This is a genomic window from Klenkia terrae, from assembly GCF_900491935.1.
Classification (GTDB): Bacteria; Actinomycetota; Actinomycetes; order Mycobacteriales; family Geodermatophilaceae; genus Klenkia; species Klenkia terrae.
Genome location: NZ_UEXK01000004.1, coordinates 4392003 through 4410721, shown reverse-complemented (window position 1 = coordinate 4410721; position 18719 = coordinate 4392003). Strand labels below are relative to the sequence as shown.

At 75.9% G+C, this 18719-nt stretch carries 20 protein-coding genes; 16 read left to right on the top strand and 4 right to left on the bottom strand.

The features are described 5' to 3' along the window. Positions 1–45 precede the first annotated feature (45 nt). Positions 46–837: an ABC transporter transmembrane domain-containing protein gene (locus tag LFA75_RS21850; protein ID WP_225235688.1), complete on the bottom strand. Its 792-nt coding sequence runs from the start codon at positions 835–837 to the stop codon at positions 46–48. 231 nt (positions 838–1068) lie between these two features. Between LFA75_RS21850 and LFA75_RS21845 the strand changes: the two genes are divergently transcribed. The 10 genes from LFA75_RS21845 (at position 1069) to LFA75_RS21800 (ending at position 10227) form a co-directional block, all read left to right on the top strand. Next, entirely contained in the window at positions 1069–1722 is a 654-nt protein-coding gene (locus LFA75_RS21845; RefSeq protein ID WP_225235687.1) for a CBS domain-containing protein, read from the top strand. Then, positions 1719–2144 (top strand): hypothetical protein, encoded by a 426-nt coding sequence (locus tag LFA75_RS21840; protein WP_225235686.1) that lies wholly within the window; start codon positions 1719–1721, stop codon positions 2142–2144. Before LFA75_RS21845 ends, LFA75_RS21840 begins: the two co-directional genes overlap by 4 nt. Then, positions 2141–2602 carry a CBS domain-containing protein gene (locus tag LFA75_RS21835; RefSeq protein ID WP_225235685.1) on the top strand — a complete coding sequence of 154 codons (462 nt, stop codon included), beginning with the start codon at positions 2141–2143 and terminating at the stop codon, positions 2600–2602. Before LFA75_RS21840 ends, LFA75_RS21835 begins: the two co-directional genes overlap by 4 nt. Before the next feature lie 49 nt (positions 2603–2651). Next, complete coding sequence (locus LFA75_RS21830) at positions 2652–3605, top strand: universal stress protein (protein ID WP_225235684.1); 954 nt, start codon at positions 2652–2654, stop codon at positions 3603–3605. Next, the gene (locus LFA75_RS21825; RefSeq protein WP_225235683.1) at positions 3602–3940 is read left to right on the top strand and encodes a DUF4808 domain-containing protein; all 339 of its coding nucleotides are present in this window, start codon (positions 3602–3604) and stop codon (positions 3938–3940) included. Before LFA75_RS21830 ends, LFA75_RS21825 begins: the two co-directional genes overlap by 4 nt. Beyond that, positions 3937–6396 carry a phosphoketolase family protein gene (locus LFA75_RS21820; RefSeq protein ID WP_225235682.1) on the top strand — a complete coding sequence of 820 codons (2460 nt, stop codon included), beginning with the start codon at positions 3937–3939 and terminating at the stop codon, positions 6394–6396. The genes LFA75_RS21825 and LFA75_RS21820 overlap by 4 nt, the downstream gene beginning before the upstream one ends. After that, positions 6393–7313 carry a universal stress protein gene (locus tag LFA75_RS21815; protein WP_225235681.1) on the top strand — a complete coding sequence of 307 codons (921 nt, stop codon included), beginning with the start codon at positions 6393–6395 and terminating at the stop codon, positions 7311–7313. Before LFA75_RS21820 ends, LFA75_RS21815 begins: the two co-directional genes overlap by 4 nt. A gap of 41 nt (positions 7314–7354) precedes the next feature. Beyond that, positions 7355–7888 carry a flavodoxin domain-containing protein gene (locus LFA75_RS21810; protein WP_263639407.1) on the top strand — a complete coding sequence of 178 codons (534 nt, stop codon included), beginning with the start codon at positions 7355–7357 and terminating at the stop codon, positions 7886–7888. Positions 7889–8035: 147 nt separating this feature from the next. Continuing rightward, the gene (locus LFA75_RS21805) at positions 8036–8494 is read left to right on the top strand and encodes a pyridoxamine 5'-phosphate oxidase family protein (protein WP_225235679.1); all 459 of its coding nucleotides are present in this window, start codon (positions 8036–8038) and stop codon (positions 8492–8494) included. Then, positions 8491–10227 carry a sensor histidine kinase gene (locus LFA75_RS21800; protein ID WP_225235678.1) on the top strand — a complete coding sequence of 579 codons (1737 nt, stop codon included), beginning with the start codon at positions 8491–8493 and terminating at the stop codon, positions 10225–10227. Before LFA75_RS21805 ends, LFA75_RS21800 begins: the two co-directional genes overlap by 4 nt. 17 nt (positions 10228–10244) lie before the next feature. On the opposite strand, the gene LFA75_RS21795 is transcribed toward LFA75_RS21800, so the two are convergent. Continuing rightward, a complete protein-coding gene (locus LFA75_RS21795) occupies positions 10245–10916 on the bottom strand; it encodes a response regulator (protein WP_225235677.1) in 672 nt (223 codons plus the stop codon). 236 nt (positions 10917–11152) lie between these two features. Between LFA75_RS21795 and LFA75_RS21790 the strand changes: the two genes are divergently transcribed. The 3 genes from LFA75_RS21790 (at position 11153) to LFA75_RS21780 (ending at position 13190) form a co-directional block, all read left to right on the top strand. Further along, on the top strand, positions 11153–11560 hold the full coding sequence (locus tag LFA75_RS21790) for a hypothetical protein (RefSeq protein ID WP_225235676.1): 408 nt from the start codon (positions 11153–11155) through the stop codon (positions 11558–11560). Positions 11561–11757: 197 nt separating this feature from the next. Continuing rightward, positions 11758–12291: an Rv1733c family protein gene (locus LFA75_RS21785; protein WP_225235675.1), complete on the top strand. Its 534-nt coding sequence runs from the start codon at positions 11758–11760 to the stop codon at positions 12289–12291. After that, positions 12288–13190: a universal stress protein gene (locus LFA75_RS21780; RefSeq protein WP_225235674.1), complete on the top strand. Its 903-nt coding sequence runs from the start codon at positions 12288–12290 to the stop codon at positions 13188–13190. Before LFA75_RS21785 ends, LFA75_RS21780 begins: the two co-directional genes overlap by 4 nt. Positions 13191–13227: 37 nt before the next feature. On the opposite strand, the gene LFA75_RS21775 is transcribed toward LFA75_RS21780, so the two are convergent. Further along, positions 13228–13581: a universal stress protein gene (locus LFA75_RS21775; RefSeq protein WP_225235673.1), complete on the bottom strand. Its 354-nt coding sequence runs from the start codon at positions 13579–13581 to the stop codon at positions 13228–13230. Between the two features lie 128 nt (positions 13582–13709). Between LFA75_RS21775 and LFA75_RS21770 the strand changes: the two genes are divergently transcribed. Genes LFA75_RS21770 through LFA75_RS21760 form a run of 3 tightly spaced genes read left to right on the top strand, consistent with a single transcriptional unit; the run spans position 13710 to position 16686 of the window. After that, on the top strand, positions 13710–14852 hold the full coding sequence (locus LFA75_RS21770) for an Acg family FMN-binding oxidoreductase (RefSeq protein ID WP_225235672.1): 1143 nt from the start codon (positions 13710–13712) through the stop codon (positions 14850–14852). Further along, complete coding sequence (locus LFA75_RS21765; protein ID WP_318250053.1) at positions 14843–15751, top strand: universal stress protein; 909 nt, start codon at positions 14843–14845, stop codon at positions 15749–15751. The genes LFA75_RS21770 and LFA75_RS21765 overlap by 10 nt, the downstream gene beginning before the upstream one ends. 5 nt (positions 15752–15756) lie before the next feature. Next, on the top strand, positions 15757–16686 hold the full coding sequence (locus LFA75_RS21760; protein WP_225235670.1) for a hypothetical protein: 930 nt from the start codon (positions 15757–15759) through the stop codon (positions 16684–16686). A 14-nt stretch (positions 16687–16700) separates the two neighbouring features. Here the strand turns inward: LFA75_RS21760 and LFA75_RS21755 are convergent, their stop codons facing one another. Next, the gene (locus LFA75_RS21755) at positions 16701–17717 is read right to left on the bottom strand and encodes a universal stress protein (RefSeq protein WP_225235669.1); all 1017 of its coding nucleotides are present in this window, start codon (positions 17715–17717) and stop codon (positions 16701–16703) included. Positions 17718–18719: the final 1002 nt, after the last annotated feature.

The following is an 18719-nucleotide window of genomic DNA, read 5'->3' as shown; positions in this document are numbered from 1 at the left end:
CAGGAGGGACCTCCGTCCCCGTGCGGGCGCCGAACGCGTCGTGGATCATGCTGCGACCCGTGGCAGGTCCAGCTCCAGCACGAGACCGGACAGGGACGCCGTCCGCAGGGTGCGCACGGTGGCTCGCCGGTGGGCCCGTGACCGGGCCTCCACCACGGCCACCTCGTCCTGGTCGCGGCCGAGGGCGCGCAGCGTGGGGAGTCCGGCGACCAGGTCGAGCAGCTGGGCGCCGAGCCGGGTCAGGGTGTGCAGCCGGGCGTCGGCCTCGTCACGGGCGACCAGCCCGACCAGGACGAGGAAGACCGTGAGCAGCACCAGCACCACCAGCAGGATCAGCGCGGTGGGCGGGTCGACGACGGCGACCACGACGAGCACGGCCACGGGGAGGACCGCGGCCTCGATGCGGGCGGGCAGGTGGACGGCGAGGTCCTCCTCCGGCCGGTCCAGGCCATCGGTGGCCAGCAGAGCGACCTCCGACGGGTCGAGAGCTCCGGGCCCGGCCGTCGTCGTGCGGTCGACCAGGCCCGCCCGCAGCTCGCCGACGGCCCGGCGGGCCGAGCGGTGCGCCCACCACTCGCGCAGCCACCCGGCCCCGGCCCGCAGCAGCACCGCGGCCACCAGGACTCCGAGCTGCTGCCGCTCACCGGTCAGCGCCCGGGAGAGGGCGCCCGCCGCGAGGATCGCGGCGGTCGCCGCACCCGCGCCGAGCGCGGCGGTCCCGAGGAGGTGCCCCCGGACCCGCGGGACGAGGTCGGCGGCGCGCCGACCCAGCAGGCCGGCGCGCACGCCTGCGCCAGCGGCACGCAGTCGGTGTCCGGCCCCGCTCAGGGTGTCCACGGTCAGGACCCTAGGAACGGCCCGGTGGCCCGGCCTCCGGCCGAGGTCCTGGCCGCGCTGACCCCAGGTCCCCCCGCCGGGGGACCTAGGTCCTGCGCGGCGCGCCGGGTCCTTCGCCCCGGGGCGCAGCGGCGAAGGCCCCTGGGCCGCCGGCCGGCCCGGGCACAGGCTCGGTGACGGGCCCGTCCGGGCTCCCCGAGCCCGGGAGGACACGTGCAGGTGCGAGAGCTGATGAGCGCCCCGGCCGTCACGGTGGGGCCGGCCACGCCGGCCACCTACGCCGCGGAGGTGCTGGCGTCCCGCGGGTTCGCCGCGCTCCCCGTCGTGGACACCGGGGACCGGCTGCTCGGCGTGGTGGCCGAGGTCGATCTGGTGCGCGACCGCATCCGACCCGACCCCCGGCTGCACGCCCGCCGGGACGTCCGGGACCGGGACCACCGACCGGCCGCGCTGGTCGCCGGGATCATGACCGCCCCGGCGACCGCCGTGGACGTCGCCGACGACGTCGCCGACGCCGCACGCCTGCTGCTGGAGCGCTCGCACCGCAGCCTGCCCGTCCTCCAGCACGGTCGGGTGGTCGGGGTGCTGAGCCGCCGCGACCTCCTCGGCATGCTGCTGCGCCGGGACGAGGAGGTGCGCCTGGACCTGCTGGGCGTCATCGAGCAGTACACCGGTGAACCCGGGAGGTTCGAGGTGGGGGTCTCCGACGGGTGCGCTGCGCTGGTGCGCCGCGCGGGCGCGCCCTCCCCCGACCCGGCGCAGGAGGCCTCGGCGCTGACCACGCTGGCCCGCACGGTGCCCGGGGTGGTGGACGTGCGCGTGCGTGATGCACCGGTCGGCGCGCCGCACCACGAACCGGCCGGCACTGCCGGGGGACCCCGGTGACCCGGCATGCCGCCCCGGCCACCACCCAGCTGCGGGCGGGCCCCGGCGCCGTCGTCCTGCCCTGCGCCCTCATGGGGCTGACCGCGGCCACCGGCGCCGTGGGACTCGCCAGCGATGGGCTCGACCTCGGCGCGCGGGTGCGGGACCGCCTGCCGTGGGACAGCCCCGTGCTGGCGGGGGCCGCCCTGTTCGTGCTGGTCGGTCTGCCCATGTTCGTCGCCGCCTGGGCCGGGGCGCGTCGCCGTCCGGCCACCGGCGACCTCACGACGCTCGCCGGTGCGCTGCTGGTCGGGTGGATCGTGGGACAGGTCGCCGTCCTCGCCACCTTCTCCTGGTTCCAGCCGCTGTGCCTGCTCTACGGTGCCGTGCTCGTCGTCCTCGGCCGCCTGGTGGACCGGAGCCGGGACCGAGGACCGCGGTGACCGGCACGGCTGGCGACCTGCGGGTGCGTGATGTGATGACCCGGTCGGTGCGGACCGTCTCCGTCGACGACCCGGTCAGCACCGCGGCGGCGGTGCTGCGCCGCTGGGGTGTCGGCGCACTGCCCGTGCTGGATGCCGACGGCCGGGTCGTCGGCATCGTCGCCGAGCTGGACCTGCTGCGGGCCGGGCCCGGAGCGGGGACATCGGTGGGTGCGGTCATGCGGACCCCGGTCCGGTGCCTGTCCCCCGGCGCCCGCCTCGCCGGCGTCGCGGACGCCCTCGTCCAGGACGGGCTGCGGAGCATGCCCGTGGTGCTGGGTGGCGAACTGGTCGGCATCGTCAGCGCTGCCGACCTCCTGATCACCACCACCCAGGAGGACCGAAGGCCCGACCCGGCCCGACCGGAGGCCCTGGGGGACGGAGACCGGGCGGCCCAGGCTGCACCCCAGGGCCGATAGGCAGGCCCAGCCCAGGAGCCGGGCGGCGCCCGGAGGACAGGAGCCCAGCATGGACAACATCGCCCCACCGGTGGTCGTCGCCGTGGACCACTCCCCCCAAGCCGTCCCGGCTTCCCGGGCGGCAGCCCGGGAAGCCGCCCGGCTGGGGCGGGGACTGCGGATGGTCCACGTCGAGCACCCGGTACGGCCGGGGTGGTTCACCAGCTCCCGGGCCGCGCACGATGTCCATGAGCTCCACCGGCGCGCCGCCGAGGACCTGCTGCAGCGCGCCACGAGGGCCGTCGGCGACCTGCTGCCGGCCTCTTCGGTGCAGACCGCGGTGCGCTCGGGCCACGTCGCGGAGGTGCTGGTCGAGGAGAGCGTGGGGGCGTCCTCGCTCGTGCTTGGCGGCCGGTCGGGCGACCGGATCGCCGGTCCCGGCGCGACCGCTGCCCGGGTGGTGGCCCACGCTGCCTGCCCCGTGCTCGTCCTGCCCGACGAGGACACCGCGGTCCTCGTCGAGGGCCGGTCGGTCGTGGTCGGGGTGGCCGGGCGCCCCGGCGAGGCGGCCGTGCTGCGCGCCGCCTTCGAGCAGGCCGACGCCCGGGGCGGCGACCTGGTCGTGGTCCACAGCTGGGTCGAGCCCGCCCTCGAACCCACCTACCGGGCGATCGGCCCGCTGATCGACTGGGCGAGCGTGCGGGACGAGGAGCAGCGTCTCCTGTCCGAGGCCCTCGCCGGCCAGGCCGGCACCTGGCCCGACGTCACCGTCAGGCCCGCTCTGGTCAGGGCCCGGCAGGTGCCCGCTCTCCGGTCGATGGCCAGCACGGCCGAGCTCCTCGTGGTGGGGCACCGCCACCGGGGACCGGTCACCGGGCTGGGGTCCACCACCCGCGGGCTGCTGCACCACGCTCCCTGCCCGGTGCTGGTCGTGCCGCTGCCCGCGGTCGGACGGGGGGACGGGCCACGAGCCCCGGAGGACCACCCGGGTGCCTCCGTGACCATGCACACCGCTGGCCGGTGAACCGCGCCCGGGGACGGTGGAGGGACCTCGAGCCCGCCACCCGGACCACGCTGCTGGTCGTGGGCGGCACCCAGCTCTCCCTGGCCGTGTCGGCGTGGACAGACCTGCGGCGCTGCCCGCCGGACCAGGTGCGCGGGGCCAAGCTCCCCTGGGTCCTGGTCATCGCGATCAGCTGGGTCGGCCCGCTGGCCTGGTTCCGCTGGGGCCGACGGCGCACCGGCCGGCCGGTGCGAGGGCGGTACGGCTCGGGGATGCGGGACCAAGGCCCCCGACCGGAGCTGCTCGGCGGCGCCACGATCGGAGCCACCCGCCGATCCCAGGAGCCCCGACCATGACCGTGACCGCCCTCGGTGCCCGCACGGACGGCGCGGTGCCGCCGGAGCCCGAGCGCTACAGCGATCTCGACCTGGAGCTCGACCTGAGGTGGTGGGGTGCGGCCAACCTGCTCACCGCGGCCCAGATCTACCTGCTGGACAACCCGCTGCTGCACCGCGCGCTGCGTCCCGACGACGTCAAGCCGCGCCTGCTGGGGCACTGGGGCACCAGCCCCGGTCTGACGATGCTGCACACGCTGCTCAACCGGCTGATCCGGCGCACCGGCAGCCAGGTGCTGGTGGTGACCGGCCCGGGCCACGGAGGCCCGGCGTTGCTGGCCTGCTCCTGGCTGGACGGGCACTACAGCCAGGTGCACCCGGAGGTGACCCCGGACCTGGCCGGTCTCGGCCGCCTCGTCCGCCAGTTCTCCACCCCGGGCGGGGTGGGCAGCCACGCCGGGGTGCACGTGCCGGGCAGCATCCACGAGGGTGGTGAGCTGGGCTACGCGCTGGCGCACGCGGCCGGCGCCGCCTTCGACGACCCTGATCTGCTGACGGTCTGCGTGGTCGGCGACGGCGAGGCGGAGACCGGCCCGCTCGCGGCGTCCTGGCGGCTACCGGCGTTCCTGGACCCGGTCCGGGACGGTGCGGTGCTCCCGGTGCTGCACCTCAACGGGTACAAGATCTCCGGTCCCACCGTGCTGGGCCGGTCCTCCGACGCCGATGTGTGCGCGTTCCTCGCCAGCCAGGGCTGGGCACCGGTGGTGGTCGCCGGCGACGACCCGCACCAGGTGTTCCGCCAGCTGGAGCACGCCCTCACCCAGGCCCACGCCACCATCACCGACCTGCAGCGACGGGCACGGTCAGGTGAGGACGTGCGGCCGGCGCGCTGGCCGGCGGTCGTGCTGCGCACCCCGAAGGGCTGGACCGGTCCCCGGCTGGTGGACGGCGTCCTGGTGGAGGGCACCTGGCGCGCCCACCAGGTCCCGCTGACCCACGTCCGCGACGACGCGGGGCACCTGGCCCAGCTGCAGTCCTGGCTGTGGTCCTACCGACCCGACCTGTGCTTCGACGCCGGGGGCCGCCTGGTGCCCGAGCTGGCCGCCCTGACCCCGGAGGCCGACCTGCGCATCTCGGCCAGCTCGCGGGCGGGTGGTCCGGGATTCCGCGTCCGCCCCCTGCCCCTGCCCGACCTCGCCCAGCACGCCCTGGACCTCCCCGCACCCGGGGTGGTCCGGCACGGGTCGACCCTGCCGCTCGGCGGCCTGCTGCGCGACCTCCTCGCGGCCACCGGTCGGCCCGACGGCGGCGGTGACTTCCGCCTGTTCTGCCCCGACGAGACCACCAGCAACCGGCTGGGCGCGGTGTTCGAGGTGACCGACCGGTGCACCCAGCTACCGGTGCTCCCCCACGACGTCCACGTCGCCCCGCAGGGCCGGGTGCTCGAGGTGCTCAGCGAGCACCTCTGCGAGGGGTGGTTGGAGGGCTACACCCTGACCGGCCGGCACGGCCTGTTCGCGACCTACGAGGCCTTCGCGATGGTCGCGGCGTCGATGGTCGTCCAGCACGCCAAGTGGCTGCAGCTGGCCGCCGGCCAGCCCGACCGCACCCCGGTGCCCTCGCTCACGGTGCTGCTGACCAGCACGTGCTGGCGCAACGACCACAACGGCTTCTCCCACCAGGGCCCCGGCCTGGTCGACACCGTCGCCCCGCTGGCGCCCGAGGTGACCAGGATCTGGTTCCCGCCCGACGCGAACACGGCGCTGGTGGTCGCCGAGCAGTGCCTGGCCGGTCGGGGGCAGGTCAACCTGGTGGTGGTCGACAAGCAGGAGCACCTGCAGTACCTCGACCTGGGGCAGGCCCGCGCCCTCGTCCTCGCCGGGGCGGCCGTGTGGGAGTGGGCGGGCAGCGAGGACCCGGACCGCCGACCGGACGACGACCCCGACGTCGTGCTGGCGGCAGCGGGGGACGTGCCCGTGCTGGAGGTGCTTGCCGCCGCAGAGCTGCTCCGCACCCACGTGCCGCACCTGCAGGTACGGGTGGTGGCGGTCGTCGACCTCCTCGGTCTGCTCCCACCCGGTGATCACCCGGCGGCGCTGCCCACCGACCGGTTCACCGAGCTGTTCACCGACACCGTGCACGTGGTGTTCGCCTTCCACGGCCATCCGCGCACCGTGCACCCGCTGCTGCACGGCCGACCCGACGCCGACCGGTTCCACGTCCGCGGGTTCACCGAGCACGGGAGCACCACCACACCCTTCGACATGGTCGTGCTCAACCGCATGAGCCGTTACCACCTGGTGCTGGAGGCCCTCCGCCGTGCCCGCCGCGTGCCGGACGGCGCCGACCGGCTCACCGCGCTCTGCCGGGACCAGCTCGACCGGCACCGCACCCACGTCGTCGAGGCGCTCGACGACCTGCCCGAGGTCCGCGACTGGACCTGGGGATCCCCTCCCCCGCCCGAGGAGCACCCATGACCACCCACACCCCGTCCGTCGTCGTCGGGGTGGACGGCTCCGAGCACGCCGAGCTGGCCGCCCACGTCGCCGCCGCCGAGGCGGTCCGCCGCCAGCGGCCGCTGCGCCTGGTCCGGGCCTTCACCTGGACCGACCAGCTCATGCCCGGGCTGCCCGACACCCTCGCTGCCCGGGCCGCCGCCCGGCGCAGCGCGAACGCTGCCCTGGACCGGCTGCGCCGCGAGCTGACGGCGAGCATCCCGGGGTGGACCGTGGGGGCCACGTTGGTCGAGGGCCGCCCGGAGACCGCGCTCTGCCGGGCCGTCGAGGCAGATGACCTCCTGGTGGTCGGCGCCAGCGGGACCACCTGGGGCTCCACCGGTGTCCTCGGGACCGTGGCCGAGACCGTGGCGGCCGCTGCGCCCTGCGCGGTCCTGGTGCACCGCCCGCTGCCCGCACTCCACGCCGACCGGCACGAGGTCCTCGCCGGGGTGGACGGCGGCCCCGGCACCGCGGCGGTGCTGGCCGCGGCGGCCCAGGAGGCAGAGGCGAACTCGGTGTCCCTGGCCGTCGTGCACGCGTGGCGGCAGCTCACCGAGGACGCGCCGGCGTCGTTGAGGTGGCGGTTGGACCGCGACGCCACCGAGCGGACCGAGCGGGACGCCGTCGAACCGGCGGTGGCCGAGCTGCGCCGCCGCCGTCCCCGCCTGGAGATCGACGTCACCGTGGCCCCGGGACGGGCCGGACGGGTGCTGGTGCAGTTCGCCGAGACGGCCCGGATGCTGGTCGTGGGGCGCCGCTGCCTGGCCGACGGTGGACCGGGGGCCACCGTGCACTCGGTGCTGCACCAGGCCGACGTGCCCGTCCTCGTCGTCCCGGTCGCCTCGGTCGCGGCGCACGCCGCTGTCCGACCGCAGGCGATCGCGACCACGTCGTGACCGGCGCTCCTGGTCGACCCGGTCCCGGACCCCGGGTCCTGGTGACGGTGGCGAGCAAGCACGGGTCGACCGCCGAGCTCGCCGAGCGGCTGGCGGTCGACCTGCAGGAGAGCGTGGCCGGTCGGCGGTGCCGCCTGACCGCCGCCTGCCGGCGGGTCGAGCAGGATCCCGACCCCGCCCAGTTCGACGCCGTGGTGCTGGGCAGCAGCGTCTACGCCGGACGCTGGGCCGAGCCGGCCCGGCGCTGGGCCAACCAGCACCTGGTCACCCTGCGCAGGCGTCCCGTGTGGTTGCTCAGCAGCGGCCCGATCGGCGAGCACCCGTTCCCGCCCGACGAGGCGCACGACATCGGTCCGCTCGCCGACGAGCTGCTCGCCCGGGGACAGCGGACGCTGCCCGGTCGGCTCGACCCGGCCCGGCTGGGCTTCGGTGAACGGGCGGTCGTCACCGCCATGCGCGCACCGCACGGGGACTTCCGCGACTGGACGGCGCTGCGCAGCTGGGCGGAGGAGATCGCCTCCCAGCTCGAGCTCAGCCCCGCCGGCGCCGCCCAGGTCGGCACCGCCCCACGCTGAGCACCACGCTGAATGCCGCACCCGAGCTGCACCGGGCCGAAATACCTGCAGGTGCGTGACCAACGCCCGGTGTGCGCGCGGCCGCGGCCGGACAGGGTGGGGACGTTGCGGGCCGGGAGGACCGGCACCGGACCGGGCGGAGGCAGGATGGACGGCACAGCGGAGCGGCGCATCGAGGAACTGGACGAGGCAACCTGCCGTGCACTGCTGCGGACGGCGGCCATCGGCCGCATCGCGTTCACCGAGGGCGCGCTGCCGGCGGTGCAACCCGTGGCCTTCGTCGTGGACGGCGCGGAGATCGTCATCCCGACCAGGCGCGGGAGCAAGGTCACCGCGGCGAGCCGGCACACGGTGGTCGCCTTCGAGGTCGACGACGTCGACCTCGCCGAACGCACCGGGTGGAACGTCACCGTGGTCGGCCCCTCACGGGTGATCGAGGACCCCGACGAGATCCACCGCCTCGATGCGTACGGCGTGCGGCCCTGGGCGCCCGGTGGGGCAGGCCACTGCTACGTCGGCATCACGGTGGGGCTGCTGAGGGGACGCCGGGTCCACCGCGACGGGCAGCCCCAGGGGCCCCGCTGCGTACCCGCCGGGTTCTGGTGAGGGCGGCACAGCCCGGCGCCGGGCCGGGCGAGGGCTGCGCCCAGTGCGAGGCACTGGCCGGGATGGGGTTGAACGATCTGCTCGAGGAGGCGCAGGACCGGCTGGCCTCGGTCGCCCGCACCCAGGAACGGGTGCCCGAGCTGCTCGCTGCGTTCCTCAGCGTGTCCAGCGGGCTCGACCTGGACGGGACGCTGCACCGCGTGGTGCTGGCTGCCGCCCACCTGGTGGGCGCCCGGTACGGGGCGCTGGGGGTGCTCGCCCCGGGCGGTGGGCTGGGGACCTTCCTCACCGTCGGGGTCACCGCGGAGCAACGGGCGGCGATGGGCCGCCCCCCGCACGGTGACGGCATCCTGGGCCAGCTCATCACCGCCCCCCGCCCCCTGCGGATCGACGACCTCGCCGAGCACCCGTCCAGCGTCGGCCTGCCACCTGGGCACCCGCCCATGCGCGCGTTCCTGGGGGTACCGATCACCGTGCGGGACGTCGTGTTCGGCAACCTCTACCTGACCGAGAAGCGGGGTGGCGGCCCGTTCACCGACGAGGACGAGAGAGTGCTCGTCGCCCTCGCGGCCGCTGCCGGCACCGCCATCGACAACGCGCACCAGCACCGGGACAGGGCTGAGCTGTCGCGGTGGCAGGCAGCCGTCGGTGACGTGCGGGCTGCGCTGCTCGACGGGCAGCCTCCCGAGGTCGCCCTGGCGCTGGTCGTCGAGCGGGTGGCGAGCCTGACCGAGGCCGACGGCGCCTGGCTGCTGCTCGGGCCGGATGCCGCCGGTGGCTGGGAGGTCCAGGCGCAGAGCGGCGTGGGTCTGGTGGACCTGAGCGGGGAACGGCTGTGGCCCGCGGACTCACCGCCGCTGCAGGCCGTCGTCGACACCGGGGCCGTCGTCATCGTGGACCTGGCCGGTCGCTCGTCCACCGGACCGGACGGGCACGTCGCATGGGGCCCGGCGCTGGGCGTGCCCCTGCCCGGACCCCCAGGTCGCGGCGCGGTCGTCGTCGCTGCCCGCCGCGCCGGACGGGCCACCTTCGACCCCGGTTGCGGGCAACTCGTGCGCGCCTTCGCCGACCAGGTCGCCCTGGCCCTGGACACGGCCGCTCGTCAGCGGGTGGCGCGTCGGCTGGACGTGGTGGCCGACCGGGAACGGATAGCTCGGGACCTGCACGACCACGTCATCCAGCGGCTGTTCGCCGCCGGCCTGAGCCTGCAGGCAGCGCTCCCCCGGGTGGCCGACGACCAGGTCCGGGTGCGGCTGAGCAGGGTGGTCGAGCAGCTCGACGAGACGGTGCGGGACATCCGCACGACCATCTACGACCTGCACGACAGCCGTGCCGTCGACCCCTCGGCCGGTCTGCGCCGCCGGCTCCGGGAGGTGGTGACCGAGACGGCCGGGGACGTCCTGCGCACGGCGGTCCGCACCTCGGGTGCGGTGGACTCCCTCGTGACCGGGCCGTTGGCCGCCGACGTGCTGGCCGTGGTCCGCGAGGGTGTCAGCAACTCGGCCCGCCATGCCGCGGCCCGCCACGTCACGGTCACGGTGGAGGTCACCGAGGAGGTGGTCGTCGAGGTCCGGGACGACGGGCGGGGCATCGATCCGGCGGTGGCCCGCAGCGGGCTGCGCAACGCCGCGGACCGCGCCGAGCGGCGAGGCGGGTCGTGCGTCGCCGTCCCGCTGCCCGACGGCGGTACGGCACTGCGCTGGCGGGTCCCCCTGCCGGTGCCGACCGGTTGACCGGCCGGCAGCAGCAGTCAGCGGCGTGGTGGGGCAGCGCGCAGCTCGGTGGCCAGGATGGCCACCTGGGTGCGCCGCTCGAGGCCCAGCTTGGCCAGCAGGTGCGACACGTAGTTCTTGATGGTCTTCTCGGCCAGGAACATCCGTTGACCGATCTGGCGGTTGGTCAGGCCCTCGCCGATCAGCTCCAGCACGGTGCGCTCCTGGTCGCTGAGCAACGCCATCGGCCCGGCGGGCTCGGCTGCCCGCCGCATCCGGTCGAGCACGGCAGCCGTGGCCGTGGGGTCCAGCAGCGATCCGCCGGCACCGACGGTGCGCACCCCCGCGACGAGGTCCTGACCGAGGATCTGCTTGAGCAGGTACCCCGAGGCCCCCGCCATGATCGCGTCGAACAGCGCCTCGTCGTCGCTGTAGCTGGTGAGCATGACCACCTTGAGGTCCGGCATCCGGGAGCGCAGCTCGCGGCACACGGTCACCCCGTCGCCGTCGGGTAGCCGCACGTCCAGGACGGCGACGTCGGGACGCAACGCCGGCACCCTGGCCAACGCCTCGGAGGCGTTCTTGGCCTCACCCACGACGACGATCCCCGGGTCGCTCTCCAGTGCGTCGGCCACACCGCGCCGGACGATCTCGTGGTCGTCGAGCAGGAAGACGCGCAGCTGCTCCGGTCGGTCCGTGTCGGTCGTCATCGGTCCCCCGTCCTCCCCGTCCCCGGCGGCCGGTCCGTCGCCTGCCCCGACCCTAGACACCCGGAGATGCCCAGGACCCGGGACGAAGGTCCCGCACGTCCGGCCCGACCAGGGTCCCAAGTCCCTGGTGTGGTGTGCCGGCGTCGGCCAGCGTCGGCACCTCGTCAGCGGGTCGACCGGAGGTGGACGTGGAGGGAGCGACGCCGACCGGGGGCCGCCCCGGTGACGACCGCAGGGTGGACTGCGCCGACCCCGTGCCCGAGCTGCGCGTGGTGCACCACGTCCACCGGGTGCCGGGCGGGGCGATCAGTGCGGTGTGCGCCGGGGCGGCCGCGGCCGCGTGGTCACCGCGACCGGTTGCCGGGGTCCTGGAGGACCTGTGCCGCGGGACCGCCCGCTACGTCGTGTCCTGGTTGGGCGACGCCCGGCCGGTCGTCGCACTGCCGCGGCCCGAGGGCGGGCGGTACCTGCACAGCACGAACCCGGCCGGGCACGGGAATGCCCTGGACTCGCTCCCGTCCTGCCCCGTCCACGCCTCCGGCGCCGGAGGTCCCGGGCAACCCGAGCCCGGTGCCGCGGAGCTCGCTGCCTGCCGGGCCCGGCACCCCTCGAGCTGGCCGCCCCGCCTGCTCCCCCCGGTCTGAGGCCGCGGCCGGTCCGGTCCGCTCGGCGGGACCGAGGTCCCGTCGAGCCGGGACCCTGGCCCGTCCCCGAGGAGGGGCCACCGACGTCACGGTGGGCTGGGTCGCCGGACAGGCGGCCGGGGAGGAGCAGGATGAGCAACGGACGAGTGCTCTGCCTGGGCCACGCCGTGCGGCGGTTCAGCCTGGGCTCAGGGTCGATGAGACGCACCACGGACCGTCTCCACGTCGGGTTGCGGCTGTGGTTGACCGCCGTCCTCGTGATGTCCCCGGCCATCGGGTTGTCGGCCGGGACGGCGGCCCGCGAGGTGTTGTCCCAGCAGGCCGCTGCCGACACCGCGCGCCTGCACCAGGTGGAGGCCGTGCTGGCGGTCGACGTCCACCGGACCGCGGGCACCACGTCCGGTGAACCGGTGTGGGTCGCAGCCAGCTGGACCTCCCCGGCAGGCCTCCCGGTCCAGGGCAGGGTGCCCGCGTCGGCGGGGGACGACGCCGGCGACAGGATCATGATCTGGACGACCGCGACCGGTGAGCGGCGGCACGCCCCGCTGAGCCCCTCCGACGTCGCCCTGCAGTCGGCGGCCATCGGCACCGTGACGGCACTCGGGGTCGTGGTCACCGCAGTCCTCGCCCACCTCGGTGGGGTGGCGCTGCTCGACCGGTCGCGGGCCCGTCGCTGGGCGGCGGGCTGGGCGGCGGTGGAACCCTCGTGGCGCAAGCAGCTGCTGCGGTGAACGGGCCCCGGGTCGTCGTCGGGGTGGATGGGTCCCGCGCATCCAGGCCGGTCGTCGCGGTCGCAGCCCGGGCCGCCCGGGACCGCGGGTGCGGACTGCTCATCGTGCACGTGTCGCCCTGGGCCGGCGCCGGTGTCCAGGGCCGGGACGGCCACGGCGCCGCCTGCGCCCTGCGGTCGTCGACCGAGCTCGCCCTGCGGACGGCGGCGCAGGACGCGGCGCAGGACTCTGCGCAGGACACCGCGCCGGTCGGGGGGCCACTCGACGTGCAGTGGCGGCTGGCCGACGGGAGCACCGCACCGGCGTTGCTGGCCGCCGCCGCGCACACCGACCTGCTGGTGGTGGGCAGTCGGGCCCGCAACCTGGCCGAACGGGTCCTCCTGGGGTCGGTGACCACTGCACTGCTGGAGAGCTCACCGGTGCCGCTGCTGCTCGTCCCGACCGCGTCCCGCACCGTGGTCATCGGTCCGCCGGGCCCCGTCGTCCTGGCCCTGGACGGCCGTGCGGAGTCCGGGCCCACCGTCCGCCTGGCCTTCGCCGAGGCCGCACGCCGACGGGCCGAGCTGGTGGCCGTCCACGTCTGGGACGCACCGTCGCCGGCCTCGGCGTGGGAGCACCCGGACGGCCCGCTCAGCCTCACCGACGCCCGTGACGACGAGGTCCGGCTCTGGGGCGAGAGCCTGGCCGGCTGCCGGGAGGACTTCCCCGACGTCGTCGTACGGGGAGTCGTGCGCCACGGCCCCGTCCTGCCGACGCTGCTGGGTGCAGCCACCGCCGCACAGCTGCTGGTGCTGGGCCGCCGCGGTGGACGCCGGACACCGCACCGGGACACCGGGTCCGTCCTCGCCCACCGCGCCGACTGCCCGACCCTGGTGCTCCCCCTCGGCGGACCGGGGTGACCTGTCGCCGGCACCGGACCCGAGGAGCATCCCCGGGTCACCCGCCGTGGGAGACCTCGTGGGATCCCAGGACCAGCAGGTCCGCCTCCTCGGCGAGCGCGGCGAGCACGCCGTCGGGGTCACCGTCCAGCAAGCGCACCCAGGTACGTCCGCGCACCCCGGTGTCCTGGACCGCTGCCCGCACCGTGGCCACCAGGTCCCGCTCGCACTCCGCGCGCGCCGCAGCAGCGCCCCCGGCCCAGACCCGGACAGCCATGACCTTGGCATCGCGCTCCGCGGCCTCGCGCAGGGCCCACCGCAGCGCGGCCCGGCTGTTCGGTGATCCGGAGACCCCGCAGACCAGCCACGCATCGGCACCCGGCCAGCTCCCGTCCACCTGTCCCAGCTCCACCGGACCACCGTGGGTCGGCGGAACCCGGACCGGCCAGGGACCCAGGTCCCCCGGGATGTGGCCCACGGCCCCTGCCGCACGCGGCGGCAGCTACGGGACGGTCGGGGAACCCGACCCCTGGAGGCACCGTGACCACCGGACCCGACCTGCCCCGACCCGTCGACCCGACCCGGATGGCCGACATCGAGGCCGCTGCCGACGCCGCGCTGCTGGCCCCGTCGGTGCACAACACCCAGCCCTGGCTCCTGGTGCTGCACCCGGACCGCATCGACGTCCGTGCTGACCGCAGCCGCCGACTGCCCGTCCTGGACCCGGCCGGCCGTGAGCTCATGCTCAGCGTGGGCGCCGCCGTCCTCAACACCCGGGTCGAGCTGGCCGCCCGCGGCCGGGCGGTCGAGGTGGACCGTTCCGCACGGACCACCGACCCCGACCTGGCCGCCGTCGTCCACCTGGTCGACGGTCCCCCGGACAGCGCCCTGGCCGCGCTCGCCCCGCAGGTCCGGGCCCGGCGCACCAACCGCCGGGGCTACACCGACGACCCGGTCCCCCCGGACGTGCTCGACCGGGTGCTCGTCGCGGCCGCCGCCGAGGACACCGTCGCGGTGCCGGTGCTGACCGAGGACCAGCACCGGCTCGTCGCCCGTCTCGCCCAGGACGCCGATGCGGAGCAGAACGCCGACCCCGCCTACCGGCACGAGCTGCGGATCTGGACCAACCGCGACACCCGCAGCGGGGACGGCGTGCCGTCCACCACGGTGCCGCGGGTGGACGGCAGCGCCCAGGACGACGTCCCCGTCCGGGACTTCGACACCCGAGGCCTGGGTGCCCTGCCGGCCGCGACGCGGGCGGGGAGGACCGGCGCCCTGGTGGTGCTGGCCAGCCATGCCGACGACGAACGGGCCTGGGTGCGGGCCGGCGAGGCGATGGAGCGGGTGCTGCTGGAGCTCACCGCAGACGGCTGGGCGGCCGGTCCGCTCAGCCAGGTCACCGAGGTCCCCCGCACCCGCGCATCGCTGGGCCGCGAGCTGTGCTGGGGGGTGCACCCGCAGCTGCTGCTGCGGATCGGCCGGGCGGTGCCCACCGCGGCCAGCCCCCGACGAGCCCGTCACGAGGTGGTCAGCGGCAGCACCCGACCTGCTCCCGGACCACCCCCCGTCCCCTGCCCGGGCCCCACCGGCTGGCCCGCGGCCCGCGGTGCACGGGCCGCCCGGGACCTGCCCGGTCATCACCTGCCGGTGTCCGACGGACGCGGGGGGACGACGTGGGTGTGAGCCCTCCGCCGTCGGTCGTCGTGGGGGTCGACAGCGGCCCCGCGTCGACGGCGGCCGCCCGCGAGGGTGCAGCACAGGCCCGACGTCGACTGCTGCCGCTCCACCTCGTGGCAGGAGCACCGTCGATCCTCACCGTGATCCCCTCCGGGGGCGCCGGGGGGATCACGGCGGCGCTCGAGGTGGGTGCTCGGGCGCTGCAGCAGCGGCTCGCGGTGCTGCAGGACGAGCTGACCGTCGCGTGCCCGGCCCTGCGGGTCACGGCCGAGTACACGACCGGCAGCGCCGAGCAGGTCCTCGCCCGGCGCGCGGGCCCGGAGGGCCGGATCGTCGTCGGGGGCAGCTCGACCGGCAGCCGCCCCACCCTGGGCCGGGTCGCCGGCCGGTTGGTCCGCGACGCGCCCTGCCCCGTCCTGGTGCACCGCGCCGGCGGCGACCCCACCGGGCCGGTCGTCGTCGGCGTGGACTGCCGGCCGGGCACGGCCGAGCTGATCGGTGCCGCGGTCGACGAGGCATGCGTGCGGGGCTCCTCGCTCGTGGTGCTGCACGCCTGGCGGGTGCACGGGACCGGGCCCAGCTCCGCTGCTCCACCGGAGCACTCGGTGGCCCAGGCCGAGGCCGACCTGCTCGAACGGCTGGTCGCCGACGTCCGCACCGGGCACCCCGCAGTACCGGTCGAGCTGGTCCTGCGACCCGGGACGGCCGCGGACAGGTTGCTGGAGGCAGCGGAGTCCGCTGCCGTGCTCGTGCTCGGCCGGCACGGACTGCGCCCCCGCGTCCCGGCCCGCCGCACGTCGGGCTGGGTGCTGGACCGGGTGGGATGCCCGGTGCTGGTGGTCCCGGTCGGTGCGGACGTCCGCCGACCGCGCGGAGTGGTCCGGGCCCGGACGTCCGCACGGTGATCGGCATGCCCGGCATCGCCCCGCCGGCCTCCTCCCCCCGGCGGCTGCCGCGGCGGACGTCGAACGCCCTGCGGCGCGGCGTGGACCGCGCCCGCTGGTCCCCGTCGGCAGAGGACACCCAACCGTGGTGGTGGGTCCTCCTCCCGGACCGGCTGGAACTGCGGCTGGACCGCTCCCGCTGCGTCGACCACGACCCCACCGGTCTCGTCGCGCTGGCCGGCGCGGGCGCCGCGCTGTGCACCGCCGAGGTCGGCGCCGCAGCCGTGGGTGTCGCCGTCGACGTGCAGGTGCTGCCCGACCCCGCGGACGAGGCGCTGGTCGCCGTCCTCCGACCAGGGGGGCAGGTCCCCGATCCGCGCCTGGCGGCGCTCGACCCGGTGGTCGAGCTGCGGCACACCTGCCGGGAGGGACTGGTGTCCGAGGACCTCCCCTGGGACCTGGCCGCGGACCTCACCGGCGCGGCCGCTGCCCACGGCGTCCAGCTGATGGTGCTCCCGCAGGAACTGGCCAACCGCTCGACGCAGTGGGCCGGCGACGCCGCCGCGCTGTGCCCGGCTCTGCACGGCACCCGCCGGACCGGTGCGGCCGAGCTGGCGCGGGCACCCGCGCGGATCGCGCTGGTCACCGCTGGGGACACCGCCTCCGACCGTGTGCAGGCCGGCCGGGCCCTGCAGAGGGTGCTGCTGGAGGCCACCCGCCACGGCCGCACGGGCGGCCCGGTCACCGGACCGGTCGAGGTGCCGGCCGTCCGGGCGCGGGCGGAGCAGGAGCTGTGCCCCGGCCGACGGCTGCAGGCCTTGGTGCGGGTCGGCAGAGGCACCCCCGGCCCGCTGCCGGGGCCCCGCCGTCCGATGGTCGACGTCCTGCACGACCACACCGAGACGTGGGAGGTGCCGCCGCTGCACCGCGACCCGGACGCCGGCCTCGCCCGCTGACCGTGCGCCCCGGGTCAGCCGGTGGCCGCGGCGGCCGCGATCGGGGCCGAGTCCGTCGCCCGGACGGACGTCGGGTGCACGACCAGCACGGGGCCCGGTGCCCGGGCAGCACAGGCCAGCGCGATCGAGCCGAGCAGCAGCCCGCGCAGTTCACCGCGACCGCGGCTCCCGACCACGAGCAGCACGGCGTCCAGGTCGGTCGCCTCGCGCACCAGCACCTGGGCGGGTGGCCCCTCGACCACCAGGGTCCGCACGACGGGGACCGGACCGACCGTCACGGCCTGGTGCTCGCACAGCGCATCGGCGACGAGGTCATCGACGCCGCGCTGCACCTGCCAGCGCACCTCGTCCCGTCCTGGGGCGCCCACGGTGGACAGGTCCACCCAATGGTCGACCATCTCGAACGCGGCCAGTGCGACGACCTCCGCCCCGCGGCGAGCCGCCTCGGCCAGGGCCGCGACGAGCGCCGCCCGCGACCCTTCAGACCCGTCCACGCCGACGACCACCGGACCCGGTCGACCGACCTGCGTACCTGCCCGGACGACCTGGACCGGGCAGTGCGCGTGCGCCACGCACTGCAGCGCCACCGACCCCAGCAGCACGTCCCGCGCGACTCCACGCCCATGCGTGCCCACCACCAACAACGAGGCACCGGCCGAGGCCTCGACGAGCCTCGTGACCGCCGGCCCCACCGCGACGTCGAGCATGGTGACCACGCGGTCCGCGCCCGCCACGGAGGCGACGGCCGGGTCGTCGCGCACCTCGGTCAGCATCTGGCGCACCCGCGCCTCCAGGTCGTCCCTCAGCCTGTCCAGCGGCAGGGCGATCGGCCAGCCACCCCACCACATCGCCTGCAGCGAGAAGGTCGACACGATCCGCAGCTCCCCTCCCCGGCGTGCCGCCGCGCCGAGGGCGTGGACCAGGGCGGCTCGGGAATCGACCGAGCCGTCCACTCCCACCACGACGGGCGGGGACGAGGGATCGGCCGAGGTATTGCTCGGGCCGGAGGGGACGTCGGTCAGGTCGGGCATGGCACACCTCCGTGGTCAGCCCGGACCGGTCGCCGGGCCTGTCCACCGTGGTGCCGCTCTCGACCGGCCGGGAGGGGCGGAGGTCCCGATCCAGCGGCCGGTCGTCGGTGATCCGACGTCCGACCCGGCTGGAGGAAGACGGGCTGCTCGCCGCACCCGCCACGGCCCCCAGCGCCCCGCCGGGAGGGCCGCAGCACGAGCAGCAAAGGAGACCCCATGCCACTCCGAGCGTCAGGGCTTCCGCTCGACACCGGGGAGTCGGCCGTCCAACCGGTGTCCTCGGACGGTCTTCCAAGGTGCCCAGAAGTACGAATCCGACCTCTCCGACTGAGCGACCGATCAACCAGAATGGGGCCCGAAGGGGTATCCCCACCGCAGCCCTCTTGAGCCTCCCGTGATACTGATCTTGATACTGCAGCCCGGGAACCTGGGTGCATCTGCATGCATCTGGAGGCCGATGCAGCAGACACCGGAGGCGCTGAACGCGCAGCTCAGAGCCCTGCAATGCCCCTAGATGCTCAGGCCGAGTTCGGAGTTCAAGTCCCCCCTCGGACGCAGTGCAGCCCCGGTGTTCCTGCAGGTCAGGAGGTCGGGGCTTTCTGTTGGTCAAGCTCAGATCGACTCGTGACACTCATGTGGTGATCCACCGGCTCACCGGCGATCACCAGTGACCACGACCAGCTGCTCCCCGCCTGCGAGGGCTTGCTGGTGGGCTCGGACGAGGACCCGGAGCCCTTCCCCCCGGTTTGCCCGCAACCTGGGCACCAATAGGCCGCGGGGGCCGCGACCGGCGGGCTGGACCGGGCGTTCCGGGTGCACCACGACGCCGCCCACCCGTCCTCGATCACCCTCCCCCGCCTGGGGTGACCGGGCGCGGTCCGAGGCCGACCTGACCGATCGGGCAGGTCTGCCTGACCGGTCGGGCCGACGTCGATCTCCGACCGGTCGGACACCGGCCCAGACTCTGCCCATCGTGTGACCCGCGCCATAGGTTCGGCCCCG

Excerpts from the sequence above, each read along its gene's own strand:
- LFA75_RS21845 (WP_225235687.1), top strand. The coding sequence starts at position 1,069 with ATGAGCGCCCCGGCCGTCACGGTGGGGCCGGCCACGCCGGCCACCTAC.
- LFA75_RS21830 (WP_225235684.1), top strand. The coding sequence starts at position 2,652 with ATGGACAACATCGCCCCACCGGTGGTCGTCGCCGTGGACCACTCCCCC.
- LFA75_RS21820 (WP_225235682.1), top strand. The coding sequence starts at position 3,937 with ATGACCGTGACCGCCCTCGGTGCCCGCACGGACGGCGCGGTGCCGCCG.
- LFA75_RS21815 (WP_225235681.1), top strand. The coding sequence starts at position 6,393 with ATGACCACCCACACCCCGTCCGTCGTCGTCGGGGTGGACGGCTCCGAG.
- LFA75_RS21805 (WP_225235679.1), top strand. The coding sequence starts at position 8,036 with ATGGACGGCACAGCGGAGCGGCGCATCGAGGAACTGGACGAGGCAACC.
- LFA75_RS21795 (WP_225235677.1), bottom strand. The coding sequence starts at position 10,916 with ATGACGACCGACACGGACCGACCGGAGCAGCTGCGCGTCTTCCTGCTC.
- LFA75_RS21785 (WP_225235675.1), top strand. The coding sequence starts at position 11,758 with ATGAGACGCACCACGGACCGTCTCCACGTCGGGTTGCGGCTGTGGTTG.
- LFA75_RS21760 (WP_225235670.1), top strand. The coding sequence starts at position 15,757 with ATGCCCGGCATCGCCCCGCCGGCCTCCTCCCCCCGGCGGCTGCCGCGG.
- LFA75_RS21755 (WP_225235669.1), bottom strand. The coding sequence starts at position 17,717 with ATGCCCGACCTGACCGACGTCCCCTCCGGCCCGAGCAATACCTCGGCC.